Genomic DNA, 24,800 nt, shown 5'->3' on the forward strand with positions numbered 1-24,800 from the left:
ATTAATGGTGATTAAAATGATGATAAAGCGCAATAATAATAAACCCAAGAGGAATTATTACGGCATAAGCTTTACCTAAATTTTGAAGTGCTCTTTTACGGCCGGCTGTCGATCCCATGGATTGAAAAGCAGAGGTAAAACCATGCCCAAGATGTAACCCTAAGAGAATAAAAGCAACCGAATAGGCTACAACCCTCCAAATGGGAACGAATTTTTCCACTAATTCATGGTAATAACGTGTCGGATCTGCGGGTTCTACATTAATATACTTGACGTTAATCTCATGCACCCAAAAATCAGCAAAATGTATGACCAGAAATGCGAGTATAACCAGACCACTGTACATCATATTTCGACTCATCCAAGTAGAATTTGCAGCGCCATTATTTTTGAAATAGGTCACTTTTCGTGCCTTTTTGTTCTTCCATTCCAAAATAAAACCCAACACAAAATGAAACACCACCCCAAACAACAAGACCGGCTGTAATGCGAATTGAACTAAAGGATTGGTTCCCATAAAATGAGAAAGTTCATTAAATAAATCGGCACTAAAAACAGAGGTCATGTTGACCGTTAAATGAATTATTAAGAAGAACATGAGGAAGAATGCAGATAAAGCCATAGCCACTTTTCTTCCAATCGAAGATTTAAAAAATCCGCCCATTATACCAAAGTTAATTTTTAAAACATACAAAGGTAGTTATGGGCAGAATTATAGACAAATAACCATGATCAAGTTTTTATTATTTAGAATCATTCCTAATAAGAAGCAATAAAGTCATCTATTATTATTTTTCTAGACTTTGTTTGCTTAATTTTATAGTCTTAAATAGCACCATTCATGAAATACGATCCTATAGAAAATTCCCTGTTTATTAAGAACCGTAAACATTTCACAGCCAAAATGAAACCCAATAGTTTGGCCGTTTTCAATTCGAATGATATTTATCCTATAAGTGCCGACAGTACAATGCCATTTGAACAGCATCGTGATATTTTTTATCTCAGTGGCATTGATCAGGAGGAAAGTATACTGGTGTTATTCCCGGATTGTCCCAAAGAAAAACATCGCGAAATATTATTTCTGAAGGAAACCAATGAGCACATCGCCATTTGGGAAGGTGAAAAATTAACTAAAGAAAGAGCGCTTGAGGTTAGTGGCATTGCGACTGTGTATTGGTTAAAGGATATGGAAAAGATCATGTTCGAAATCATGACCCAATGCGATACCGTTTACATCAATACCAACGAACATTATCGTGCCTCTGTTGAAACTGAAACAAGGGAGGACCGCTTTACCAAATGGTTAAAGCAGCGATACCCAGCCCATGCGGTGGCTAAAAGTGCTCCTATTTTACAACGCCTGAGATCCGTAAAGGACCCCATAGAAATAGACTTAATGCAAAAGGCCTGTAACATTACTGAAAAAGGATTTCGACGTATTTTAAAATTTGTGAAACCAGAGGTTTGGGAATTTGAAATAGAGGCGGAATTCATGCATGAATTTCTTCGTAACCGTTCCAAGGGATTTGCATATACCCCCATAGTAGCTTCCGGCAATAATGCGAATGTGTTGCACTATATTGAGAATAATAAGCAATGCAAATCAGGTGATTTAATTTTATTGGATGTCGGAGCTGAATATGCGAATTACTCCAGTGACATGACCAGAACAATTCCGGTTTCCGGACGCTTTTCGGATAGACAAAAGGCAGTCTACAATTCCGTAAATAGGGTGAAAATAGAAGCTACAAAAATGTTGGTCCCAGGCACAGATTGGGCAGAATATCACGTTGAGGTCGGTAAACTTATGACCAGTGAATTACTGGATCTGGGCCTCATAGATAAAGCCGATGTACAAAATGAAAATCCGGATTGGCCGGCCTACAAGAAATACTTCATGCATGGCACAAGCCATAATATTGGTTTGGACACCCATGATTACGGCATCTTAACCGAACCGATGCAGGCCAATATGGTGTTTACTGTTGAACCCGGTATTTACATCCCCGAAGAAGGTTTTGGTATTCGTTTAGAAGATGATGTCGTCATTCAAGAACAAGGAGCCCCTTTCAACCTTATGAAAAATATTCCAATCGAAGCAGACGAGATTGAACATATTATGAATTCTTAAGTGGATTAAAAGCTAATCCATCCGATTAAAAATGTAAAGGAGGCATTTAAAAAACGCCTCCTTTTTATTAGAACAAAACTAAGTTTCGGAAATTTAAAGAGTGACTAATTCAAATAAATAATCGTTTAGTTTGTTCAGTGTGGTAATTTTATCTTTTGAATGGATGAGCAGTGAAATATTGTTTCGGCTGCCTCCGTAAGAAATCATTCGAATTTTAACATCCTGTAAAATCTGAAATAACTTAAACGTACTTTCATGATTTACGATAGAATGTCCAACCAAACATACAATGGTTTGGTCCTTATCTACCTCTATAGAGGCAAATTGCTCCAATTCGGCTACTATGTTCTCTAAATTGCTATCATCATCAATAGTCAGCGACACCGCAACTTCAGAAGTTGTTATCATGTCTATTGAAGTTTTGTGTGTTTCAAAAACCTCAAATACTTTCTTCAAAAATCCATGTGCCTGAAGCATGCGCCCGGACTTGATCTTAATGGCAGTAATTTGATCCTTTGCAGCAATAGCCTTAATACCATTTTCGAAAGTCTCACCTGATATTAGGGTACCGAAGGCTTCAGGATCCATAGTGTTTTTCAAACGGACCGGAATACCATCTTTACGAACCGGTAAAACGGTCTGTGGATGTAATATTTTTGCCCCAAAATAAGCAAGCTCTGCAGCCTCATCGAAGGACAGATTGGAAATGGGATGTGTATGCGCCACATATCTGGGGTCATTGTTGTGCATCCCGTCGATGTCAGTCCAGATTTGGACCTCCTCAGCACGGATAACCGCTCCTATAATAGTTGCCGTATAATCACTTCCTCCACGTTGCAAATTAGAGATATTATCTGATTCATCTAAACAAATAAAACCCTGGGTGATATATATATCTGCCTGCGGAGTAGCGTCCCATACCGCTTTAAACTGCTTTTGGATGTATCCTAAATCCGGTTCCTTGGCGTCGTTAATTTTCATGAAATCCAAGGCCGGTAATAACGCAGAACGAATGCCTTCCTGATTTAAGTAGGCATTAAAGATATAGGTGGAAAGCAGCTCCCCCTGAGCCAAAATTTTATTCTCCAAGGTTATCGTGAACTCGGAACAGGTCGACTCCACCAGGAATTCAAAAATTGTATTTGTATATTCTTTTACATCCAGGTTCAAATCCTTATCCGAAAGAAGTACATCAATAGTTTCAAAATAAGAGGCGTGCAACGTATTGATTTTTTCCATGGCGAGATGAGGGACCTCATTCAAGATATCATTAGCAATAGAAACCAAAGTGTTTGTTGTACCAGACATGGCAGAAAGCACAACAATCTTCTGTTTGCCATCTGAAATGATATCTTTGACATGCTCCATATTTTGAGCAGACCCAACCGATGTACCACCAAATTTTAAAACTTTCATTTATCTCCCGATATTACCTTTTAAACTCGTAAAGCCCTGACGCTTTTTACCTATCGCGTTTAATAGCGTCCTGATTATCATCAATGGAGCAGCAAAAATAGAATGCAGAATCACATAACTACTATTTATTAAAAAAAAGGTTTATATTTACACATAATGTTAAATAATTAACAACAGAATTGTAATTATGAAAACTGTATCCAATTGCGTTGAGGACATACTGATTTCCCAACCTTATCTTGAGGAGGCCCTGTCCAGAAACATTATTAACTATAGTGCCTTGGCCGTTGAATTAACCGAACCCATTAGTAACATGTTAAAAAAGGAGGTGAAATCCGGTGCTATTATGATGGCCCTGAGACGTTATAATCCACCCCCGGCCTTATCCAATTCGATAAAAATGAAACGCGTTATTCAGAATTTGGGTGATATAACGGTCCGTTCCAACCTCACTGATTTTACGGTGAAGAATTCGGATACCCTCATCGATAACCATGCGAAAGTTCTCGAGCGCATCAATAAAGAATCGAAACTCTTTTATACATTTACAAGGGGGATCCATGAAAGTAATATTATCATATCAAGCAGCTTAAAAGATTTTGTACTGGACCATTTCAAAAGGGAGTCCTTTCTAGCCATTCAGGATGGGCTAACTGCCATCAGTATCAATCTGCCCGAAGACAACTCCAAAATTGCCGGATTGTACTATCACTTTTTTAAACGATTGGCATGGGAAGGTGTCGTACTCTATGAAGTCCTCTCAACGACCAACGAATTTACCATTTTGGTCGAAGACGATTATGTCGACAAAGCCTTTACCGCCATAAAGAAAGTAAAATCGTGATTATAACATATAAAAATACCCCTATCTTTTATAGCGATGTCGGACAGGGTAAGCCGGTAGTTCTTCTTCATGGCTTTCTGGAAAATTCTTCGATCTGGGCACCATTTATAAAGCACCTATCCAAACACCATCGTATTATTTGTATCGATCTCTTAGGACATGGACAATCACATTGCATGGGTTATATCCATACCATGGAAATGATGGCCGATGCCGTTCATCATGTATTATCGCATCTTAAAATAAGTACATGTGACCTTGTTGGTCATTCAATGGGCGGTTATGTAGCCTTGGCTTTAATTGACAATTACCCCCAAACGGTTAAAGGCGTACTCCTGGTAAATTCAACCTCCCAGAATGATAGCGACGAGAGACGAGAAAACAGGGATAGAGCAATAGCCGCCGTTAAACATGATCACAAGACATTTATCAGAATCGCTGTGTCTAACTTATTTAACCCTGAACATAAATCAAAATTCCAGCAGCAGATTGAAAAAGTCACAGAGGAGGCCTTAAAAATACCCGTTCAAGGTATTATCGCCGCTTTAGAAGGGATGAAAATAAGAAAGAACCGAACCGAGGTAATAGGTAAATTTGAACACAAAAAAGTCATATTTATCAGTAAAAAAGATCCGGTATTAGACTATAATTCCCTATTGAAAGAAGCTCAAAATGCAGCACTTAAAATTGTAGAATTTCCCGATGGACACATGAGTTTTATCGAAAATGAAGTCCTATTCTCTCAAAATTTGATGCATTTCATCGAATATTAAGCATATTTTAACGAATAATTTAATAATTTTTGCTATGTTTACCGTGTCTTAAATCTTTGATCATGAAAAAAACTACTAGCAAACCTACTTTTTTTTCCAAATTGTACTGCCATATTTTTGGACATGATTATCATGTGTCCAAAAAAGTAACACGCCATGTAAAGGAATATAAATGCTGCCATTGTAAGAAAGAATTAACCACAAACAGCAATGGTAAACTTACCGAACTCACCTCTACATTTAAAGAGATTAATGATGTTCTTGAGTTCATGTATCACAAAAAAATCAGCAGGATTAGACATAAAATGTACAGTACGCCCGCCGCTTAGGGCCCTTTGTTAATTTCTCGTTTTTTTCTACCTTTAACTCCCTTGTTTGAAATGAGTTAATAGCAAAAATATGAGAAACCTTTATTGCTCGTTATTTGGTCATGAATACAAAATAACAAAGCATGTTACAGGGCACGTAAAAGAATATGAATGTAGCCACTGTAACAAACAATTTACTACGGATCAATCTGGACATATTATAGCCCTTACTCCCAAGTACAGAGAGATCAATTCCGTCCTAGAAAGAATACATCTTAAAAAACTAAAAAAGAAGAAACTCCAGGTTCATTAATCATTAAAGTTTTTCCAGCCTTGTGCTTTTAGCGCAATTCTAGTTTCTGCTCTTGTTATCAAATGTATTCCATTCTCTTTTTCGGTCATATGTCCAATAACGGTAAAATTTGGGTTCCCTTTTAATTTGGGATAATCCTCTTGAGAAATTGTAAATAAAAGTTCATAATCTTCCCCACCATTCAAAGCTACTGTTGTACTGTCTATCTGAAACTCCTCACAAACTGAAATGACCTGAGGATCTAAGGGTATCTTATTTTCATATAAATCACAACCAACCGCACTTTGCTTGCACATATGTAATATTTCAGATGAAAGTCCATCGCTAATATCAATCATGGATGTTGGCTGTATCTCAAGATCCGCCAATAGTGCAATAATATCTTTTCGAGCTTCAGGTTTCAGTTGTCTTTCTACAATATAGCCATACGGTGTTAAATCGGGCTGATTGTTCGGATTCACCTTATAAACCTCCTTTTCGCGTTCCAACACCTTTAAACCTAAATAGGCACCTCCTAAATCTCCCGTCACAACCAACAAATCATTGGGTTTAGCTCCCGATCTGTAGACCACCTCTTCATCCGACGGCATTCCAATGGCGGTCACCGATATCAACAGACCCGAGGTTGAAGATGTGGTATCACCACCTACAACATCTATATTATACAACTTTGCTGCAGTTTCAATGCCCTCGTAGAGTTCCTCTAAGGCCTCCACAGGGAATCGGTTGGATACCGCTATAGACACAGTGACCTGTGTTGCCACTGCATTCATGGCACAGACATCAGATACATTTACGACTATCGCTTTATAACCAAGATGTTTCAAAGGCATATAACTCAAATCGAAATGGACACCCTCCACCAGTAAATCCGTTGTTACAACAATATGTTTGTTTTTTGCATCTATTACGGCGGCATCATCTCCAACACCTCTGACCGTTGAGGGCTGCCTTATTTCAAAATTTCGAGTAAGGTGATCAATTAATCCAAATTCACCAAGATCACTTAGTGGTGTTCTTTTTTGGTTTTTATCTTCTATCATCTTGCAAAAATAAGAAGGTATCTGAACTTTGCATTCAATATTCATTAAATTATAGCGTTATAATTTTTATTAAACCCTCTAAAAATCCGTATTTTTCACGTTAAAATCCATAGAGATTTAAACTTCTATCTTTTTATCCCTTACATTTGATTAAAAATAGCAGCTATGAATTTCTCCCAAATGATAACACCAACCAGGTCTCTTTATGTCATGTTAATCGCCATTTTTTGCCTGCAGTCTTGCGATAATGAACCTGTTGAGGCATTAGTGAACGAACCAACCGTATTGTTTACCTGTGAAAACGGATTAGCAGATATTTATCCGTGCAATGGATACGATCTCATGGCACATCTCCCATTAAGTGTTTTCAACGCAACCAGTGGCAATGATTCCTGGGGCTGGACAGACCCAGCGAGCAGTAAGGAGTACGCCATTATGGGATTGGATAATGGAACCGCATTTGTTGATATTACGAACCCGATGGAATCCATTTACCTTGGCAAATTGCCTACGAATAGCGTGAGCACTTCCTGGCGCGATATTAAGGTGTATAACAACCATGCCTTTATTGTTGCCGATAATGCCGGTACGCATGGTATGCAGGTCTTCAATTTGACGCGACTACGCAGTGTTAAGAACGCCCCGGAGACTTTTACAGCTGACGCCACCTTTACCAATGTTGGAAGTTGCCACAACATTGTGATTAATGAAAATGAAAGCATAGCTTACCTCGTGGGTTGTGATTCCTATGATGGCGGCGTTGTATTTATTGACATTTCAAATCCGACAAACCCGGTTGAATTAGGAGGTTATGCCGATTTAGGTTATACCCATGATGCTCAGGTTGTGACGTATAATGGTCCTGACCCTGATTATATTGGAAGGGATTTGTTTTTTGGAAGTAATGGTAATTATCTGGGGTCCAATACTGTAGTAATTTTGGATGTTAGCGATAAATCGAACGTCCAGTTCATTTCTCAAGTAAGTTATCCAAATCCGGGCTATGCCCATCAAGGCTGGTTTACAGATGATATGTCCTATTTTATTTTTGGTGACGAGCTGGATGAACAGATTTTTGGCAATAACACTGCAACGTTTGTATTCGATTTTAGAGACCTTGATGCACCTGTCCTTTCCTCTACCTACTACGGACCAACATCGGCAATAGACCACAATGGCTATGTGAAAGGCAATAGCTTTTTTCTTTCCAATTACAATGCAGGTTTACGCGTGCTGGATATCACCAATATCGGGGCTGCTAGCAATGCCATGACCGAGGTTGGATTTTTTGACACCTATCCGGAAAATAACAATACGGGATATCAGGGGGTCTGGAGTGTTTATCCTTTTTTTAACAGTGGAAATATTGTTATAAGTGACATAGATCGCGGATTATTCGTGGTTAAGAAAAGTGATTTATAACTCTACATGATATGCTCCGTAATCATCTCATACACGTCCTTTTGTCTGGTGTCACCCTCATGCTTATTGGCTGTTCAACTGGCGGAACAGATGGGACTTCAGTTCAGGCGCAAATCACTTTTATAAAAACACTTGGAGGTTCAAGCAACGACAGTGGCAGATCTATTATAAAGACCTTCGATGGCGGATATGTTATCGCCGGTCATACTCAAAGCAGTGATGGAGATATCGCGAATAAATTAAACAGCTCTTTTGATTATTGGATCATGAAATTTGACGCTACTGATACCTTACAATGGCAAAAGACCTATGGAGGTAGTGATCAGGATCGCGCTAATGACATTATTCAAACGGAAGACGGCGGATTTGCAGTATTGGGTTTTAGCAATAGCGCAAATGGAGATGTTACAGAAAATGAAGGCCAAACGGATTACTGGCTGCTTAAATTGGATGGTTCAGGCAATTTATCCTGGCAAAGATCATTTGGTTATTCTGGTGTAGACAATGGCATTTCCATGATTCAGACCAGGGACGGGGGATATTTATTAGCAGGTATTCTGGATGTCTCTGCTTCTGGCGGACTTGGCAACAGCAGATCAGCTTTGAGTAAGAAACATGCCGGTGGTGATTACTGGGTCATTAAATTGGATCCAATGGGAACTATGCAATGGAGTAAGTATTATGGTGGTAATTTTACAGATACACCAAATGGTTTATTTCAGACAGCGGATAATGATTACATTATAGTTGGTTTTTCAGATAGTAATGATGTTGATATTTCGAATAACCAAGGGTCTTATGATTTTTGGATTATTAAAATTTCCGAAACCGGTGATTTGATATGGGAGCACTCTTATGGCGGAAGTGAAATCGACGAGGCCTGGGGTATCATCGACTCAGGCAATGGCAACTATCTTATTGTAGGAAATACCAGAAGTAACGATAAAAACGTGACTCAAAATAAGGGCGCAGCCGATTTATGGCTCATCAAAATAAATGACGATGGCAATCTATTATGGGAAAAATGCCTGGGTGGAAGTAATTTCGATCAAGGACAATCCATTTCAAAATCTCAGGATAATACCTTTATCATTTCCGGAAATTCGAGAAGTACCGATGGGAATGTATCTGAAAACAAAGGACAAAATGATGCCTGGATTATGAAAATTGATGGCAATGGCAATTTAGTATGGGAAAAATCTATTGGAGGTTCCGGCATCGATCTCGCATTTGATGCTGTAACCTTGAACGATAATAGTATTGTGGCTGTTGGTGCATCCAACAGTACCGATCAGGATATTGAGATAAATAAAGGGTTTACAGATTTACTGCTTATTAAAATAAATGACTAGAGCTGTTCCGATACTATTACTATTTGTGGTCTTGTTTTCCTGCCAGAAAGACAATGACGATAACGCGTCGAATGTCTCCATAAGCTTCAATTTTATGCACCATTGGGATGGGACAGCTGTAACGAATCAAGATTTTAATAGGATCAAGTTCATAAACGAAAATGGCGAACAGTTAAGTATTGAACGTTTGCGTTATTTAATTTCAGATGTTACGCTTAAAAATCAAAACGGAGAGGTGTTGGTCATCGATGACTATAATTTGGTAGATGTTACCAATTCCGAAAATTTGACCTTTTCTCCTGAGGCTCTAATTCCTACAGGAGTTTACAGCAATATCTCATTTACTTTTGGTTTTAAGAATGAAAAAAATAGTGATGGTGCTTATCCGGACTTAAATTCAGCCTCTTGGAACGTACCTCAGATGTTGGGAGGAGGGTATCATTATATGCAATTCGATGGAAAATTTTTAAATAGTACCAACACAGAACAGGGGTTTAATTATCATGCTATTCGTGCGGTGGACGATCCAGGGGATAACCCCGTTTTTCCGCAAGACACTTTTATTATTGTTAATTTGGGTCCGGTCACGATTACAGACACTCCCGTGTTTAACATTGAAATGAATATTGCCGAGTGGTTTAAAAATCCAAACACATGGGATTTAAATATGTATAACCAAATGTTGATGCCTAACTCAACAGCTCAGATCATGATGTTTGAAAATGGGCAACATGCCTTTAATTTAAAAACGATCGAACAATAGGATTTGAAAAAAAGATTGACATATTATAGCCTTATTTTTGCCTGCATCTTCTGGACCTGTTCCAATGAAGTTGTAGAGCGGTATACTCCGACACCTGTTGCCCTGGAGATCCCCGCCCTGTTTGAGGATAGGATCCTGAATCCCATACTCCCAGTAGACAACCCACAAACCGCTGAGGGCATTGCACTGGGTAAAAAATTATTTTTTGATCCCATATTATCGGGTGACAACACACAGGCCTGTGCCGATTGTCACGCGCCTCAAAATGCCTTCAGTGATGCCGACAGATTCAGTGAAGGCATTGATGGCTCAATTGGTAGAAGAAACTCCATGCCTTTGTTCAATCTGGCATGGAATTACGAAGAAAAATTCTTCTGGGACGGCCGTGTTTTTAGTCTTGAACATCAGGCATTTCAACCTGTTACAGATCCGACTGAAATGAAAAACACCTGGGCTAATGTCATACTTAAACTGCAGCAGCACCCGCAATATCCAGGTCTATTTCAGCAGGCTTTTGGTAATGTAACTATAGATTCTACCCTTGTAACCAAAGCTATAGCGCAGTTTGAACGCACCTTAATATCCTCCAACTCTAAATTTGATGAATTTCTATTGGGTAGATCGGATCTGAGTCCAGCAGAGCAACGCGGATTTAATGTGTTCATGGATGAAAATAAAGGCGATTGTTTCCATTGTCATGGTAGCGACAACAATCCGCTGTGGACCGACAATCAATTTCACAACAACGGATTGGATGCCACCTTTACCGATCTGGGTTTGGGCAAGTTCACCGGCGATCCGTCTGATAACGGCAAGTTTAAAACACCTTCACTTCGAAATTTGGCGTTTACGGCACCCTATATGCACGACGGTCGATTTGCGACATTAGAAGAAGTGATTCATCACTACAGCGAAGGATTAAAACCATCCCCTACGATTGACCCGCTGATGAAAAAGGTGGCACAGGGAGGCGTCCGATTAACAGAACAGGACAAATCCGATTTAAAGGCGTTTCTCCTATCCCTATCGGATTATGATTTCATAAATAATCCCGACTTCAACGATCAATAACGAAAAACTATCAACCCATATACCAATATAATGTTAGGTTGTGTGGTTTTGCAGGACTTATATTGTATATTTGCACTCTATTTAGAAGTAATCTAATTAAGAATTATGATAAAAGTTTCAGAAACAGCTAAGAAAAAGGTCATTGAATTAATGGCTGAAGACGGCTACAACCCTTCCAAGGATTTTATTCGTGTAGGTGTAAAAAGTGGAGGTTGTTCTGGACTGTCCTACGATTTAAAGTTTGATACAGAACAACACGATGAAGACAAACTATTTGAGGATAATGGTGTGAAGATCATTGTAGACAAAAAAAGTTTTTTGTACCTCATTGGCACCACCTTAGAATACTCTGGTGGGTTAAATGGAGCCGGTTTCGTTTTTAACAATCCCAACGCGAATCGCACCTGTGGATGTGGAGAATCGTTTTCCCTATAAGCGCATCTAATAATCCAACAAATAAAAGTTTAAAACCCTATCTCGAGATATGAGTAAGTATACCGAAGACGATTTAAGAGAAGAATTAAAAACCAAGGAGTACGAATATGGTTTCTACACCGACATTGAATCGGACACCTTTCCCAACGGGTTAAATGAAGATGTTGTTCGGGCCATATCCAAAAAAAAGGAAGAACCGGAATGGATGACAGAATGGCGATTGGAATCTTTTCGGATTTGGCAGGAAATGACCGAACCGGAATGGGCAAATGTAACTTATAAAAAACCTGATTTTCAAGACATTTCATACTACTCTGCTCCAAATAAAAAGCCTAAATACAACAGTTTGGATGAAGTGGACCCCGAGTTATTGGAGACCTTCAATAAATTGGGCATTTCCTTGGATGAACAGAAAAAGTTAGCCGGTGTGGCCATGGATGTGGTTGTTGATTCCGTTTCGGTAGCAACAACGTTTAAGAAGACTCTAGCGGAGCAAGGCATTATTTTTATGAGTATTTCCGAGGCCATCCAGGAGCATCCCGACCTCGTAAAAAAATATATTGGCACCGTAGTTCCCAAAAAGGATAATTTTTATGCTGCCCTAAATAGTGCCGTCTTTAGTGATGGTAGTTTCTGCTATATTCCAAAGGGTGTCAAATGCCCCATGGAGTTGTCGACCTACTTTAGAATTAATCAGGCAGGCACAGGGCAATTTGAAAGGACGCTTGTCATTGCGGACGAAGGAAGCTATGTGAGTTATCTCGAAGGTTGTACAGCACCAAGCCGGGATGAAAACCAATTGCATGCCGCCGTAGTAGAATTGATAGCCCTGGAAAATGCAGAGATAAAATACAGTACGGTTCAGAACTGGTTTCCCGGTGATGCCGAAGGAAAAGGCGGGGTTTACAATTTTGTAACCAAAAGGGGGCTATGTGAGAAGAATGCTAAGATATCCTGGACACAGGTGGAAACGGGATCTGCCATAACATGGAAATATCCGAGCTGCGTACTGAAAGGAGATAATTCGGTCGGTGAATTCTACTCCATTGCCGTGACCAATAATTACCAGCAGGCCGACACAGGTACCAAAATGATCCATTTGGGTAAGAACACAAAATCTACGATTATTTCCAAAGGGATTTCAGCAGGTAAATCTCAAAATAGTTATCGCGGACTTGTACAGATTAATTCCCGTGCTGAAAATGCTCGAAATTTTTCGCAATGCGATAGCCTGTTAATGGGGAATCAATGTGGTGCGCACACCTTTCCATATATAGAAGCCAAAAATAAAACGGCGAAGGTGGAACATGAAGCTACGACCAGCAAAATAGGCGAAGATCAAATCTTTTATTGTAATCAAAGAGGAATCGATACCGAAAAAGCCATAGCCTTAATTGTAAATGGCTTTAGTAAGGAAGTGCTTAACAAGCTCCCCATGGAGTTTGCTGTTGAAGCTCAGAAATTATTGGAAATAAGTTTGGAAGGATCTGTTGGATAATGGTAAATCATTTACATATCGGATTATGAAGATCTTAAAAATCTATATGCAGAATACAACGATGAAAAAACTGTTTTTTATAAGCCTTATCGCGGTGGCATTTTTAAGCTGTAAGAACGAAACAAAATCGACTGAAGCAACAGGCTCTCAGGTTTCGGCGGAGGGTCCGGAACGCACGGCAAAGCAAAGTGATGGTCTGACCCTTTTAAAAGGAGATTTTGTGTACTATGACGGAGCGGCCGTCCTTCAGACCCATGCCAATATTTACGGCGTATTTGTAACCGATAAAATGCATGAATTGGAGAAACTGGTGCAGGAATATAAAACCGCTCCAACCGATATGATCCCTGTAGAAATAAGAGGAAAAATTACGGATCAGAAAGACGATAAAATTCTTTGGGAACATAAAGTAGAAATTGTTGAAATACTCAATGTTTATGAGCCAAAGAAAGAGGATAACGATGTTGTTAAATTAAGTGAATAGATTATAACGTTTTTAAAATTATATAATGTTAAAAATTAAAAATTTACACGCAAGTGTTGAAGACAAGAACATCCTACAGGGTATAAACCTTGAGGTAAAGCCAGGAGAAATACATGCTATCATGGGGCCTAACGGATCGGGCAAGAGTACATTGGCCGCTGTAATCGCCGGTAAAGAGGATTATGAGGTCACCAAAGGCAGCATTGAATTTAATGGGGAGGATATCGGTGATCTGGATGCGGAGGAGCGTGCTCACAAAGGGGTGTTTTTATCCTTCCAATATCCTGTTGAAATCCCCGGGGTGTCGGTAACCAATTTTATTAAAACAGCCATAAATGAATCGCGTAAAGCCCAAGGTCTTGATGAAATGCCTGCCAAGGATATGTTGAAGCGCATTCGTGAGAAGGCGGATTTATTGAAAATCGATAGAAAATTTTTGTCCCGTTCATTGAATGAGGGCTTTTCAGGTGGTGAGAAAAAACGCAATGAAATATTTCAAATGGCCATGTTGGATCCAAAACTGGCCATACTGGATGAGACCGATTCCGGTTTAGATATCGATGCACTCAGAATTGTCGCGAATGGGGTTAACAAATTAAAAAATAAAGATAAGGCCATCGTTGTGATTACGCATTATCAACGACTCTTGGACTACATCATACCAGATTATGTACATGTAATACACAATGGAAAGATTGTAATATCCGGCACCAAAGAGCTGGCCCTTGAACTGGAAGAAAAAGGATATGACTGGGTAAAGCAAGAAATGGTCTAACCAATTCTTGGGTTTAAAGTTTATTATTACAGGTTTCATGTAAATGGCAACTGTTAAAAGATTCGAAGATTTAGAAATTTGGCAAGAAGCCAGAAAACTATTCAATCAGATCAAAGATGTTGCAAATGAAACTGCTTTAAAAAATGATTTTAGATTAAAAGATCAAATTAAAGCCTCTTCGGGTTCAGTCATGGATAATATTGCTGAAGGTTTTGAAAGGGATGGCAACTTAGAATTTAGACAGTTTCTTTCAATAGCTAAAGGTTCAGCAGGAGAAACGAGGTCACAAATATACAGAGTTTATGATAGCATGTATATTTCAGAAGAAAAAATGAAACTATTAGTGAATGATTATGAAAAGTTAAGCAAACGTATTTCGGCTTTCATTTCATATCTCAATAAAAAAGATTTTAAAGGGAACAAGTTTAAATAACATGTACAGAAATAGTCTGAAACTTTAAACTTGAAACACTATAACATATGGAACTAAAGGAAAAACTATTATCATCATTTATGATATTCGAGGACAAGGTAGACGACGATACCTACGTGCACGATGTTCGAAATGATGCGATAAAATCATTTGAAGACAAAGGATTCCCTACCAAAAAAGAGGAAGCGTGGAAATACACCTCTTTGAATAAAATCCTAAAGGAAGACTATTGCGTATTCCCAAGACAAGAAAATGCCCTGGAATACAGGGATGTAAAAAAATATTTCATTCACGAAATAGACAGCTTTAAAATTGTTTTCATAGATGGCAAATATTCTTCTCACCTATCGCAAACCACACATGAAGGCATGGATGTCTGTTTGATGTCTGCTGCATTTTCAAAGCCAAAATACCGTTTGGTCATAGAGAACTATTTTAACAAAGCCGCGAGTAAAGATAGTTTGCCATCATTAAATACAGCTTTTTCTAGTGAGGGCGCCTACATCTATATCCCCAAGAATAAATTGGTTGAAAAACCCATTCAAATTATCCACTTGTCAACAGGAAATGAATCGGCCCTGATGCTTCAACCAAGAAACTTAATTGTTGTCGGGGAAAATTCATATGTGCAAATTATAGAACGCCATCAGAGTTTAACGGATAATCCTGTTTTAACGAACAGTGTTACTGAAGTTTTTACACATAAGCGGGCTATAGTTGACTATTACAAAATCCAGAACGATAATTTTAATGCCTCATTGATAGACAACACATTTATAAAGCAAAAACAGGAGAGCATTGCCTCCATGCACACCTTCTCGTTCGGTGGTAACCTGACGCGAAATAACCTGAACTTCTACCAGGAGGGTGAACGTATTGACTCTACATTAAAAGGTGTAACCATTATTGGGGATAAACAGCATGTCGACCACAATACCCTGGTCCATCATATCGAACCCAATTGTGAAAGTCATCAGGATTATAAAGGTATTTTTTCCGATAGCGCCACAGGAGTGTTTAATGGAAAGGTGATCGTTGAAAAAGAAGCTCAAAAAACAAATGCTTTCCAGGCTAATAATAATATTTTGGTAAGCGATAAAGCAAGTATCAATACGAAACCTCAGCTGGAAATTTTTGCCGATGACGTGAAGTGTTCACATGGTTGTACCATTGGCCAATTGGATGAAAATGCGCTGTATTATCTGCGCACACGAGGTATTCCGGAAAGAGAGGCCAAGGCCCTCTTAATGTATGCCTTTAGTAATAATGTATTAAGTTCGGTAAAAATCCCTGAGTTAAAACAGCGCATCACCAAAATTATTGCCAACAAACTCGGCGTAAATATTGGCTTCGATTTATAATACATCTGCCAGGTATGCCCAACACGACTCAGTATCTCAAAACAATGCTACCAAATGCCCCATTGAAGGGTTGAATAGATGATCATGATTGACGTTGAAAACATTCGAAAAGACTTTCCTATTCTTTCGCGTAAAGTTAATGGCAAACCCCTGGTCTATTTTGACAATGCGGCTACATCGCAAACCCCACAACAGGTCATTGACTGTATTGTAGACTATTATTCGAATTACAATGCCAATATCCATCGCGGGGTACACAGTTTAAGCCAGGAGGCCACAGATGCCTACGAACATGCGCGGCAAACCATACAAAGACATTTCAATGCCAGATATTCCCGTGAAATCATTTTCACTTCAGGAGCAACCCATGGTATAAATCTGGTTGCCAGTGGATTTTCTTCCTTTTTGCAGAAGGGCGATGACATTCTGGTTTCAGCTCTCGAACACCACAGTAACATTGTGCCGTGGCAAATGCTCTGCGAACGTACGGGAGCAACATTGAAAGTGATTCCCATGAATGAGGAGGGCGAACTGATCCTTCCGGAATTTGATAAACTGCTTTCTCCAAAGACAAAACTTGTTTTTGTAAACCATATTTCCAATGCTCTGGGGACCATTAATCCTATCGAATACATCATTGAGCAAACGCATCAGGTTGGTGGCGCGGTTTTAATTGACGGTGCACAGGCCTGTCCACACATACGACCGGACATGCAACACTTAGATGTCGATTTCTATGTGGCTTCAGCGCATAAGATGTGCGGCCCGACGGGTGTGGGTATCCTATATGGCAAGGAAGACTGGTTAAATAAACTACCTCCTTATCAGGGCGGTGGAGAGATGATAGCCGAAGTCACTTTTGAAAAAACCACCTATGCCGAACTACCGCATAAATTCGAAGCTGGAACACCGAACATTAGCGGTGGCATTGCCTTTGGTGCTGCCATCGACTATATGAATGCCATTGGTTTCGATGCTCTTGCTTCCTATGAAAACGACCTGCTTCATTATGGAACCCAAAAACTCCTTGAGATTGAAGGCCTGAAAATTTACGGGACATCCCCGCAGAAAACGGCTGTCATATCTTTTAATCTTGAAGGCATTCACCCCTATGATGTGGGTACCCTTCTGGACAAAATGGGTATCGCCGTACGTACGGGACACCATTGTGCGCAACCTATTATGGATTATTTTAAAATCCCGGGAACCGTGAGAGCCTCCTTTGCTTTTTATAATACCAAAGCCGAAATTGACGCCTTGGTAGAGGGGGTGAAAAAGGCCAAAATGATGTTGTCCTAAACGTATATATTTTTCATATCAATAGGCATAAGTACAGATATTTAGGTGTTTTTATCGAAAACTTGATACTTTTAAATGAATTTTGTTAAAGCATTGACAATAATTTATACATTAGTGTTACTAAGAATTAAAAACCATCAGCAATGAAACACCTCCTCTTAAAAGTTACCGCTCTTTTTTTGTTGGTTGTATCCTGTAACAGTAATGATTTAGAGCCGGCGCCAAAGGCCATGGAAATTGATATGAGTGATTTTTTTGTCTATACCGACACCTCTACGGATATCATGTCAAAAGCTACCGATAGCAAGGACAAAAGAAGAAATTGCCATACCATGATCAACTTAAACAGGCTTTTGGATGAAAATCCGGGTCTGGAAAAGAAGATGTATGCCATCGAATACCAGACAAGAAAATTTATTGCCTCTAAAAAGCCTTCGGGAACACCCGGTGGAGGCCCTCCAGGAGGTAATGAGGATCCTGATCCCGAACCGCCGGTCGCCTATGATGGCACCATAACCATACCTGTTGTAGTGAATATAATAGAAAAAGAACTTGGACAAGTAAAAGAGAGTCAAATTAGTTCACAGATCGACATCTTAAATGAAGATTTTAACAATGCCAATCCGAATACTTCGGGAGCACCTGATAATTTCAAGAACCTTGTCGCGGACTATAACATAAATTTTCAACTTGCCGGGGTTAACAGGAAGGAATCAAGTAAAAACAGCTGGGGGACCAGGGATGCCATGAAGTCATCCAAGAAAGGTGGGATTGATGCCACCGATCCTGCACACAATCTCAACATATGGGTCTGTGAAATTGGTGGTGGTATATTGGGCTATGCACAGTTCCCCGGAGGTCCGGCAAAAACGGATGGCGTTGTAATAGGAATTGACTATTTTGGCGAAACCGTTGGCGCATATGGAGATGGAAGAACCGCAACACATGAAATTGGTCATTGGCTGAACCTAAGACACATATGGGGTGATGGCGGGTGTTCTGTTGACGACTTTGTGACTGACACCCCTGTTTCAGATGGTCCGAATTATGGTTGCCCCGGGGAAACCACAAATTGCGGAACCATAGATATGACCATGAACTACATGGATTATGTCTATGATAACTGCATGTATATGTTTACTATTGGCCAAAACGATAGATCCAGAGCTTTATTTGCAAGCGATGGATACCGAAGCAGTTTTGTAAATGCAAACTAATCGATGATTTGATATAAAATAATAAGCGCCTGGTCTGGCGCTTTTTTTGTATACTCAACAATAAAACGTACTCATGAAGCTTATAGTCCTGTTCGTCTCATTGCTTTTATTCCATACGGACTGTAATAAGGTTACGCCATATCAGGAAGCTATGCAGTTAGATTACCTGATCACATCCAGGGGAATTTACAGGCACATAAGCATTACGGAAAAATCCATTTCAACACAGAACAAAAGATTTGGAGACACCATACATAAAAAATGTCCTGCCAAGGCATGGGAAAGTATTACGAGTATCATAAAAACCCTGTCGTTGGAATCCTTAGACGATCTGGAGCCCCCTTCAAAAAAACATCAGGTTGATAGGGCTGCTCTTGCAACCCTAACCATACAATACAAAGGCAAGGTGTATCAAACAAAGGGATTTGACCATGGTAATCCGCCGGAAGCAATTGCTAAACTTGTTAAAGAAATCCTATCTATTTCAGAAAACATTGAATAGCACGTTTACTTATTGTATTTTTGCTTAAAAATTTGTGATTGTGAGCATTGAAAATATACAGAATGAGATCATTGAGGAATTCTCGATGTTCGACGACTGGGAAGAACGTTACCAATATATGATCGATTTGGGGAAAGATTTGCCCCTCATTGACGACCAATACAAAACGGAGAGCAACATCATTAAGGGATGCCAGAGTAAGGTTTGGGTGCATGCGGAATTGAAGGACGATAAAATCGTGTTCACTGCTGACAGCGACGCGATCATTACCAAAGGGATCATTGCCATACTTATTCGTGTATTCTCGAATCAGCACCCGAAAGCTATTATAGATGCCGATACCAGTTTTATCGATAAAATCGGATTAAAGGAACATTTATCACCAACCCGTGCCAATGGGCTGGTGAGTATGATAAAACAACTTAAAATGTATGCCATTGCATACCAGACACAGTTAAATTAGTTAGTAATTTGTTTTTGAGGTTTCCCTGAGGTGGAAGACCAAAAGAACAAGCTTATATAAAGATTGAAAACATGAGCGACTCAACCATAGATACTGCAGTATTAGGAGAAAAGATAGTGAACGTTTTAAAGACAATTTACGATCCTGAAATTCCCGTGGACATATATGAACTCGGATTGATTTATGACGTGTTCGTCAATGAGGCCTACGATGTCAAAATCCTGATGACCTTAACCACACCCAACTGCCCCGTTGCAGAAACCTTACCGCTGGAAGTCGAAGAAAAAGTAAAGTCTCTAAATATGGTTAAAAGTGCGGAGGTTGAAATAACCTTCGATCCGCCATGGACGCAGGAGCTTATGAGTGAAGAAGCCAAGTTGGAATTGGGGATGCTGTAATTAAGCGGTGATCCGGATTCGTTACCTCTTTTAGTGACACACTATTAATTCTTATTTTGATGAACGACATTGTAAATCGCGTTGCCAACAGTCAGCTAATGACCCTGGATTTAGAGGATTATTATCCTGAAGGGCAGCGCCGGGTATTGGATATCAAGGATTGGTTGTTTGAAGGATTGGTCCTTAGAGAAAAAGATTTCAGAGCGCAGGTCTCCAATTATGACTGGTATCAGTTTAAGGATGCTTATGTGGCCCTAACCTGCAGCAGCGATGCGATCATCCCGGGCTGGGCCTATATGCTTTTAGACATTCAACTGGAACCTTTTGCCAAGCAGGTGGTTATCGGCGACCTCGAGGACCTTGAAACTGCCATCTACCGGGAGGTCATTTCGAACTTGGAGGTTTCCCAATTCAAGGATAAACCTGTTATCATTAAGGGCTGCTCTAACAAACCTGTTCCGAAAAATGCCTATATTATGGCCATACACAAACTCAAGCCTGTTGCTAAATCTATCATGTATGGCGAAGCCTGTTCTTCAGTACCTCTTTTTAAAAAGAAGTCTTCTTGAATTTATCGCGTATATAAAAGTTTCTTTCTATTATCTTTGTGAAAATTTAATTCCTATGAAAATGATAAAATCCCTATTCGTCGTTACTCTGTGCTGCGTTTTAAGTATCACACTACAAGCACAAACCAAGGAAGAACTTCAAACTCAAAAAGCCGAAAAACAGGCTGAAGCTGATGCCGCATTAAAAGAAGTTAAAGCTATTCAAACCAAATTAGATGCCTTACCCGGCTGGCGTGTCGGGGCCTTTGGAACCATAGGTGGCAGCTTATCAAACTTTAAAAATTGGTATGCCCAGGGGGCACCAAATAATGCTTCGGGAAATTTCGGGATTACATTTAACGGGTATGCCAATCTCATTGAAGAAAAATTCTTCTGGAGAAACGCCCTAACCACCAACTTAAATTGGGTGAAATTAGATAATAAGGATATTGATACCGATGAGGATAGTTTTAAACCAACGACCGATGTGTTCAATCTCTCCTCCCTGTATGGTAGAAACCTGAGTAAAACATTTGCCATTTCAGGTCTTATGGAATACCGCACCACACTGCTTGATAATTTTAACGATCCGGGCTACCTTGATGCCGGTATTGGTGGAACGTGGACGCCCATTACAAACCTCATCGTTGTTGTTCATCCATTGAACTACAACTTTGTGTTTAGCAGTGGTGATACCGTATTTGAGTCGTCCATGGGAGCTAAAATAATTGCAGATTATACCAGAACAATCGGTGCAGTGAACTTTAAAACCAATTTATCCATGTTCCAGAGTTATAAGAGTTCCGACTACTCCAACTGGACCTGGACCAATTCCTTTAGCTATACCTTGTGGAAAATGATTGGTGTCGGTTTTGATTTTGGTCTGAGAAGCAATAAACAGGAGGCCTTAAATTATGCTTTGGGGCAATTCGATCCTACGGCAATTCCGGCTGAAGAGGAACCTACCTTTGAAAATATCGACAACAAACTACAAACCTATTACACGATAGGACTAAGCTATAAATTTTAGAACTGGTCTCTGCCCATTTAGAAGGATTTATAAGGTTGTAGTCATCTCATCAATCTTCTTTGATTACTCTACTTCATAATGATAGTCGGGGTATAAAAAGTGGTTGTAGGGAAATCGTGTCACATGTATGTCCCTCACGGCATCATAAACCCGTTTTTTAAACTCATCCAGGTTTTTCTTGTTGAGTGCCGAAATGAAGAGGGCATTGTCGCCCACCTTGCTCATCCATGTGCGCTTCCAGTCCTCCAGGGAATAATGCTGTTCCGTTTTCTCGATTTCCAGATCAGCTTCATCAAACGGTTTTGCCTTATAGGCATCAATTTTATTGAACACCATTATGGTCGGCTTATCGCTGCTATTGATCTCACCTAAAATTTTATTCACGGATTCTATATGTTCCTCAAAATTAGGATGGGAAATATCGACGACATGCAATAACAGATCGGCCTCTCTTACTTCGTCTAGTGTACTTTTGAAACTCTCTACCAATTGTGTAGGCAATTTCCGTATAAAACCAACGGTATCACTTAACAAAAAGGGTAAATTCTGAATGACCACTTTCCTTACCGTGGTATCGAGCGTGGCGAACAATTTGTTTTCGGCGAATACCTCGCTTTTGCTGATGACATTCATTAGGGTGGACTTACCCACATTGGTATACCCCACCAATGCCACACGTACCATTTTGCCTCTGTTTCCCCGTTGCACCGCCATTTGCTTGTCGATGGTTTTAATGCGCTCTTTCAGCAGGGCAATCTTATCGCGAACTATCCGTCTATCGGTCTCAATTTCAGTCTCCCCGGGACCGCGCATCCCAATACCCCCTTTTTGGCGCTCCAGGTGGGTCCACATACCCCTTAACCGCGGCAGTAAATATTCGCATTGTGCCAACTCTACCTGCGTCCTCGCGTAACTGGTCTGGGCCCGCTGAGCAAAGATGTCCAGAATTAAATTGGTCCTGTCCAGCACCTTTACATTAAGTATCTTACTGATATTACGCTCCTGGGCAGCAGACAGCTCATCATCGAATATGGCCGTTCCAATATCATGCTCATCAATAAAGCGCTTCACAGTATCCAATTTCCCTGACCCGATAAAGGTCCGGGGATTGGGTATGTCCATTTTTTGGGTAAAACGCTTAATGACTTCGCCTCCTGCGGTATAGGTTAGAAACTCCAACTCGTCCAAATATTCCCTGGACTTGGCCTCATCCTGTTCCTTGGTAATGATCCCTATCAATACGGCTCGCTCTAAGTCAATATCCTTTTTCTCGATCATATCATTAAATAATATGCAAAGTTACACAATTACAGAGATTTTAATTTTTATATTGTTAGAGATAATTCTAATTATGGCCACACCCGCTCCTTTTGATCCTGTTCGGGAAGACATGCAAACCATCGCCTTTTATAACCTGGAAAATTTATTTGATCTGGCTGACGACCGTTTGACCAATGACGGCGATTTTCTGCCCGGATCTAAAAAGAAATGGACCTATAAAAGGTATCAAAACAAGCTTCGAAAACTGGGGTTCGCCATATCAAACATTGGGAAAGAAGAAACCGGCAAACATCCCTCAATAGTAGGATTGGCCGAAATTGAAAATGCAAAGGTCATAGAGGATCTCATATCATCTCAACATTTAGAGCAGTGTAACTACAGTTACGTGCATTACGATTCGCCGGACGAACGCGGTATTGATGTGGCCCTCATTTATGATGACGCCCATTTTGAGGTTTTGGAGTCGGCCTCCTTTAGTGTTCATCTCAGGGATGCCAATGGCACCCCCGATTATACCCGTGATATTTTATTGGTATCCGGCCTTCTGGATGGTATCCATGTACATGTTATTGTGAACCATTGGTCATCGCGACGCGAGGGCGAAAAGGAAACGGAAGCCAAGCGTCTGGCCTCATCCGAAAAGGTAGGTGAGATCATTAGATCGCTACATCAAAATTTCCATGATCCTAAGATTGTGGTGATTGGTGACTTCAATGATGAACCCCATAATATCAGCATCAGACAGCTGATCCATGCGCATAACCTATACAACCCTATGGAGACGTTGCGCTCCTACAGTCGGGGGACGGTGTTCTACAATGGAAAATGGAACGTGTTCGATCAAATTTTCCTGAGTATTAACTTTTTACAGAGCAGCCAAAGTGATTTCGAATTTTTCAAGGCCGAGATTTTCGATGAGGACTTTTTAAAACTGTTCAATGGGCCGTACAGGGGCTCCCCGTTCAGAACCTATGTCGGTAAAAGATACAAAGGGGGCTATAGCGACCATTTTCCTGTATACAGTATTCTGAAGCGCTGAGTGCCTGAGATGATTATCCCTTCAAAACAGGTGGACTAATTGATCAGGTTATTGTAACAGGGGTCGATCCTCTTCCAATGTTTGATTGGTTAAATCCTTAATCGTTGGGTATATGATATCAGGTTTTTCAGTTTTTTCCAGAAAGTCTCTAAAATCTTCAGCAAAAGCCATTCTACGGTGTATCCACCATTCCTGTGTGCCCTTATGATGAAAATACCCGGTCATTGTATTCATATGACTTGACCAAAGTCTTTTATCTAATACAGATAACTTATGTTGATAATACATGTTTTCCCAATGCCTGAACAGCTGAATGAACAGATAGTTAGAGGTTCTTTTATCGTCTTCATTCAGACTATCCCATGAATTTACAGCACTTTCCATTAATTTACCTAATGCAGGATTTTCAATCATCTGTCTCAAATATTCCATATTGGTTGTATTTAAGGAATCGGAATAATTTGCCTTTACTGCTGTTGTGTTTTTCTTTATCTGATAGGCAAGGACAAATACAGACAGAATGACTCCAAGGTTGGCAACACTATTAATTATTATCTCATAGTTCATATCAATCCGGTATTATTATGTACAGCAACAG

The 24,800-nt window shown here is 39.9% G+C and carries 27 protein-coding genes; 22 read left to right on the forward strand and 5 right to left on the reverse strand.

Annotated elements, in window-relative coordinates; all coding sequences use genetic code 11:
• Window position 1: 1 nt before the first annotated feature.
• Window positions 2-664 carry a succinate dehydrogenase cytochrome b subunit gene (locus tag MR041_RS03105; RefSeq protein ID WP_242092121.1) on the reverse strand — a complete coding sequence of 221 codons (663 nt, stop codon included), beginning with the start codon at window positions 662-664 and terminating at the stop codon, window positions 2-4.
• A 177-nt stretch (window positions 665-841) separates the two neighbouring features.
• Here MR041_RS03105 and MR041_RS03110 point away from each other — a divergent pair, with 177 nt between their 5' ends.
• Window positions 842-2,134, forward strand: a complete 1,293-nt coding sequence (locus MR041_RS03110; RefSeq protein WP_242092122.1) for an aminopeptidase P family protein — start codon at window positions 842-844, stop codon at window positions 2,132-2,134.
• Between the two features lie 93 nt (window positions 2,135-2,227).
• Here MR041_RS03110 and MR041_RS03115 read toward each other — a convergent pair whose 3' ends face one another.
• Complete coding sequence (locus tag MR041_RS03115) at window positions 2,228-3,550, reverse strand: aspartate kinase (RefSeq protein ID WP_242092123.1); 1,323 nt, start codon at window positions 3,548-3,550, stop codon at window positions 2,228-2,230.
• Between the two features lie 187 nt (window positions 3,551-3,737).
• Here MR041_RS03115 and MR041_RS03120 point away from each other — a divergent pair, with 187 nt between their 5' ends.
• The 3 genes from MR041_RS03120 (at window position 3,738) to MR041_RS03130 (ending at window position 5,496) form a co-directional block, all read left to right on the forward strand.
• Complete coding sequence (locus MR041_RS03120) at window positions 3,738-4,394, forward strand: hypothetical protein (RefSeq protein ID WP_242092124.1); 657 nt, start codon at window positions 3,738-3,740, stop codon at window positions 4,392-4,394.
• Window positions 4,391-5,167 (forward strand): alpha/beta fold hydrolase, encoded by a 777-nt coding sequence (locus MR041_RS03125; protein ID WP_242092125.1) that lies wholly within the window; start codon window positions 4,391-4,393, stop codon window positions 5,165-5,167. Before MR041_RS03120 ends, MR041_RS03125 begins: the two co-directional genes overlap by 4 nt.
• Window positions 5,168-5,229: 62 nt before the next feature.
• Entirely contained in the window at window positions 5,230-5,496 is a 267-nt protein-coding gene (locus MR041_RS03130; protein WP_242092126.1) for a hypothetical protein, read from the forward strand.
• A gap of 288 nt (window positions 5,497-5,784) precedes the next feature.
• Here the strand turns inward: MR041_RS03130 and thiL are convergent, their stop codons facing one another.
• Window positions 5,785-6,831, reverse strand: a complete 1,047-nt coding sequence (thiL, locus tag MR041_RS03135; RefSeq protein WP_242092127.1) for a thiamine-phosphate kinase — start codon at window positions 6,829-6,831, stop codon at window positions 5,785-5,787.
• Window positions 6,832-6,996: 165 nt separating this feature from the next.
• Between thiL and MR041_RS03140 the strand changes: the two genes are divergently transcribed.
• From MR041_RS03140 to MR041_RS03220, 17 genes are all read left to right on the forward strand, one after another.
• A complete protein-coding gene (locus MR041_RS03140) occupies window positions 6,997-8,253 on the forward strand; it encodes a choice-of-anchor B family protein (protein ID WP_242092128.1) in 1,257 nt (418 codons plus the stop codon).
• 11 nt (window positions 8,254-8,264) lie between these two features.
• Entirely contained in the window at window positions 8,265-9,605 is a 1,341-nt protein-coding gene (locus MR041_RS03145; RefSeq protein WP_242092129.1) for a hypothetical protein, read from the forward strand.
• Window positions 9,598-10,368: an MbnP family protein gene (locus tag MR041_RS03150; RefSeq protein WP_242092130.1), complete on the forward strand. Its 771-nt coding sequence runs from the start codon at window positions 9,598-9,600 to the stop codon at window positions 10,366-10,368. Before MR041_RS03145 ends, MR041_RS03150 begins: the two co-directional genes overlap by 8 nt.
• 3 nt (window positions 10,369-10,371) lie before the next feature.
• Window positions 10,372-11,439 carry a cytochrome-c peroxidase gene (locus tag MR041_RS03155; protein ID WP_242092131.1) on the forward strand — a complete coding sequence of 356 codons (1,068 nt, stop codon included), beginning with the start codon at window positions 10,372-10,374 and terminating at the stop codon, window positions 11,437-11,439.
• A gap of 105 nt (window positions 11,440-11,544) precedes the next feature.
• Window positions 11,545-11,874 (forward strand): HesB/IscA family protein, encoded by a 330-nt coding sequence (locus tag MR041_RS03160; RefSeq protein ID WP_242092132.1) that lies wholly within the window; start codon window positions 11,545-11,547, stop codon window positions 11,872-11,874.
• Between the two features lie 49 nt (window positions 11,875-11,923).
• Window positions 11,924-13,372 carry a Fe-S cluster assembly protein SufB gene (gene sufB, locus MR041_RS03165; protein WP_242092133.1) on the forward strand — a complete coding sequence of 483 codons (1,449 nt, stop codon included), beginning with the start codon at window positions 11,924-11,926 and terminating at the stop codon, window positions 13,370-13,372.
• Between the two features lie 25 nt (window positions 13,373-13,397).
• The gene (locus MR041_RS03170) at window positions 13,398-13,856 is read left to right on the forward strand and encodes a hypothetical protein (RefSeq protein ID WP_242092134.1); all 459 of its coding nucleotides are present in this window, start codon (window positions 13,398-13,400) and stop codon (window positions 13,854-13,856) included.
• 25 nt (window positions 13,857-13,881) lie between these two features.
• Window positions 13,882-14,631 carry a Fe-S cluster assembly ATPase SufC gene (gene sufC, locus MR041_RS03175; RefSeq protein WP_242092135.1) on the forward strand — a complete coding sequence of 250 codons (750 nt, stop codon included), beginning with the start codon at window positions 13,882-13,884 and terminating at the stop codon, window positions 14,629-14,631.
• Window positions 14,632-14,674: 43 nt separating this feature from the next.
• Window positions 14,675-15,064, forward strand: a complete 390-nt coding sequence (locus MR041_RS03180) for a four helix bundle protein (protein WP_242092136.1) — start codon at window positions 14,675-14,677, stop codon at window positions 15,062-15,064.
• 47 nt (window positions 15,065-15,111) lie between these two features.
• Entirely contained in the window at window positions 15,112-16,425 is a 1,314-nt protein-coding gene (sufD, locus tag MR041_RS03185; RefSeq protein ID WP_242092137.1) for a Fe-S cluster assembly protein SufD, read from the forward strand.
• A gap of 84 nt (window positions 16,426-16,509) precedes the next feature.
• A complete protein-coding gene (locus MR041_RS03190) occupies window positions 16,510-17,724 on the forward strand; it encodes an aminotransferase class V-fold PLP-dependent enzyme (protein WP_277926308.1) in 1,215 nt (404 codons plus the stop codon).
• A gap of 143 nt (window positions 17,725-17,867) precedes the next feature.
• Window positions 17,868-18,941 (forward strand): zinc metalloprotease, encoded by a 1,074-nt coding sequence (locus MR041_RS03195; RefSeq protein ID WP_242092138.1) that lies wholly within the window; start codon window positions 17,868-17,870, stop codon window positions 18,939-18,941.
• A gap of 73 nt (window positions 18,942-19,014) precedes the next feature.
• Window positions 19,015-19,443, forward strand: a complete 429-nt coding sequence (locus MR041_RS03200; RefSeq protein ID WP_242092139.1) for a hypothetical protein — start codon at window positions 19,015-19,017, stop codon at window positions 19,441-19,443.
• Between the two features lie 40 nt (window positions 19,444-19,483).
• Window positions 19,484-19,906: a SufE family protein gene (locus MR041_RS03205; protein ID WP_242092140.1), complete on the forward strand. Its 423-nt coding sequence runs from the start codon at window positions 19,484-19,486 to the stop codon at window positions 19,904-19,906.
• Window positions 19,907-19,977: 71 nt separating this feature from the next.
• Window positions 19,978-20,304: a DUF59 domain-containing protein gene (locus tag MR041_RS03210; protein ID WP_242092141.1), complete on the forward strand. Its 327-nt coding sequence runs from the start codon at window positions 19,978-19,980 to the stop codon at window positions 20,302-20,304.
• 59 nt (window positions 20,305-20,363) lie between these two features.
• Window positions 20,364-20,873 carry a DUF2480 family protein gene (locus tag MR041_RS03215; RefSeq protein ID WP_242092142.1) on the forward strand — a complete coding sequence of 170 codons (510 nt, stop codon included), beginning with the start codon at window positions 20,364-20,366 and terminating at the stop codon, window positions 20,871-20,873.
• Window positions 20,874-20,934: 61 nt separating this feature from the next.
• Entirely contained in the window at window positions 20,935-21,882 is a 948-nt protein-coding gene (locus MR041_RS03220; protein WP_242092495.1) for a DUF3078 domain-containing protein, read from the forward strand.
• A 63-nt stretch (window positions 21,883-21,945) separates the two neighbouring features.
• On the opposite strand, the gene hflX is transcribed toward MR041_RS03220, so the two are convergent.
• The gene (gene hflX, locus MR041_RS03225; protein WP_242092143.1) at window positions 21,946-23,160 is read right to left on the reverse strand and encodes a GTPase HflX; all 1,215 of its coding nucleotides are present in this window, start codon (window positions 23,158-23,160) and stop codon (window positions 21,946-21,948) included.
• Between the two features lie 73 nt (window positions 23,161-23,233).
• Here hflX and MR041_RS03230 point away from each other — a divergent pair, with 73 nt between their 5' ends.
• On the forward strand, window positions 23,234-24,202 hold the full coding sequence (locus MR041_RS03230; RefSeq protein WP_242092144.1) for an endonuclease/exonuclease/phosphatase family protein: 969 nt from the start codon (window positions 23,234-23,236) through the stop codon (window positions 24,200-24,202).
• Between the two features lie 48 nt (window positions 24,203-24,250).
• Here MR041_RS03230 and MR041_RS03235 read toward each other — a convergent pair whose 3' ends face one another.
• Window positions 24,251-24,769, reverse strand: a complete 519-nt coding sequence (locus MR041_RS03235; protein WP_242092145.1) for a hypothetical protein — start codon at window positions 24,767-24,769, stop codon at window positions 24,251-24,253.
• Window positions 24,770-24,800 lie beyond the last annotated feature (31 nt).

The sequence above is a fragment of the Aestuariivivens sediminicola genome (assembly GCF_022662015.1).
In the GTDB taxonomy this organism is placed as follows: Bacteria; Bacteroidota; Bacteroidia; order Flavobacteriales; family Flavobacteriaceae; genus Aestuariivivens; species Aestuariivivens sediminicola.

What these genes read in the sequence shown, in the direction of transcription:
- MR041_RS03145 (WP_242092129.1), top strand. Translation starts at nt 8,265, where the DNA reads ATGCTCCGTAATCATCTCATACACGTCCTTTTGTCTGGTGTCACCCTC.
- MR041_RS03220 (WP_242092495.1), top strand. Translation starts at nt 20,935, where the DNA reads ATGATAAAATCCCTATTCGTCGTTACTCTGTGCTGCGTTTTAAGTATC.
- MR041_RS03235 (WP_242092145.1), bottom strand. Translation starts at nt 24,769, where the DNA reads ATGAACTATGAGATAATAATTAATAGTGTTGCCAACCTTGGAGTCATT.
- thiL (WP_242092127.1), bottom strand. Translation starts at nt 6,831, where the DNA reads ATGATAGAAGATAAAAACCAAAAAAGAACACCACTAAGTGATCTTGGT.
- MR041_RS03180 (WP_242092136.1), top strand. Translation starts at nt 14,675, where the DNA reads ATGGCAACTGTTAAAAGATTCGAAGATTTAGAAATTTGGCAAGAAGCC.
- hflX (WP_242092143.1), bottom strand. Translation starts at nt 23,160, where the DNA reads ATGATCGAGAAAAAGGATATTGACTTAGAGCGAGCCGTATTGATAGGG.
- MR041_RS03115 (WP_242092123.1), bottom strand. Translation starts at nt 3,550, where the DNA reads ATGAAAGTTTTAAAATTTGGTGGTACATCGGTTGGGTCTGCTCAAAAT.
- MR041_RS03170 (WP_242092134.1), top strand. Translation starts at nt 13,398, where the DNA reads ATGAAGATCTTAAAAATCTATATGCAGAATACAACGATGAAAAAACTG.
- MR041_RS03230 (WP_242092144.1), top strand. Translation starts at nt 23,234, where the DNA reads ATGGCCACACCCGCTCCTTTTGATCCTGTTCGGGAAGACATGCAAACC.
- sufD (WP_242092137.1), top strand. Translation starts at nt 15,112, where the DNA reads ATGGAACTAAAGGAAAAACTATTATCATCATTTATGATATTCGAGGAC.
- MR041_RS03120 (WP_242092124.1), top strand. Translation starts at nt 3,738, where the DNA reads ATGAAAACTGTATCCAATTGCGTTGAGGACATACTGATTTCCCAACCT.
- MR041_RS03140 (WP_242092128.1), top strand. Translation starts at nt 6,997, where the DNA reads ATGAATTTCTCCCAAATGATAACACCAACCAGGTCTCTTTATGTCATG.
- MR041_RS03150 (WP_242092130.1), top strand. Translation starts at nt 9,598, where the DNA reads ATGACTAGAGCTGTTCCGATACTATTACTATTTGTGGTCTTGTTTTCC.
- MR041_RS03195 (WP_242092138.1), top strand. Translation starts at nt 17,868, where the DNA reads ATGAAACACCTCCTCTTAAAAGTTACCGCTCTTTTTTTGTTGGTTGTA.
- sufC (WP_242092135.1), top strand. Translation starts at nt 13,882, where the DNA reads ATGTTAAAAATTAAAAATTTACACGCAAGTGTTGAAGACAAGAACATC.
- MR041_RS03130 (WP_242092126.1), top strand. Translation starts at nt 5,230, where the DNA reads ATGAAAAAAACTACTAGCAAACCTACTTTTTTTTCCAAATTGTACTGC.
- MR041_RS03190 (WP_277926308.1), top strand. Translation starts at nt 16,510, where the DNA reads ATGATTGACGTTGAAAACATTCGAAAAGACTTTCCTATTCTTTCGCGT.
- MR041_RS03105 (WP_242092121.1), bottom strand. Translation starts at nt 664, where the DNA reads ATGGGCGGATTTTTTAAATCTTCGATTGGAAGAAAAGTGGCTATGGCT.
- MR041_RS03210 (WP_242092141.1), top strand. Translation starts at nt 19,978, where the DNA reads ATGAGCGACTCAACCATAGATACTGCAGTATTAGGAGAAAAGATAGTG.
- sufB (WP_242092133.1), top strand. Translation starts at nt 11,924, where the DNA reads ATGAGTAAGTATACCGAAGACGATTTAAGAGAAGAATTAAAAACCAAG.
- MR041_RS03110 (WP_242092122.1), top strand. Translation starts at nt 842, where the DNA reads ATGAAATACGATCCTATAGAAAATTCCCTGTTTATTAAGAACCGTAAA.
- MR041_RS03160 (WP_242092132.1), top strand. Translation starts at nt 11,545, where the DNA reads ATGATAAAAGTTTCAGAAACAGCTAAGAAAAAGGTCATTGAATTAATG.
- MR041_RS03200 (WP_242092139.1), top strand. Translation starts at nt 19,015, where the DNA reads ATGAAGCTTATAGTCCTGTTCGTCTCATTGCTTTTATTCCATACGGAC.
- MR041_RS03215 (WP_242092142.1), top strand. Translation starts at nt 20,364, where the DNA reads ATGAACGACATTGTAAATCGCGTTGCCAACAGTCAGCTAATGACCCTG.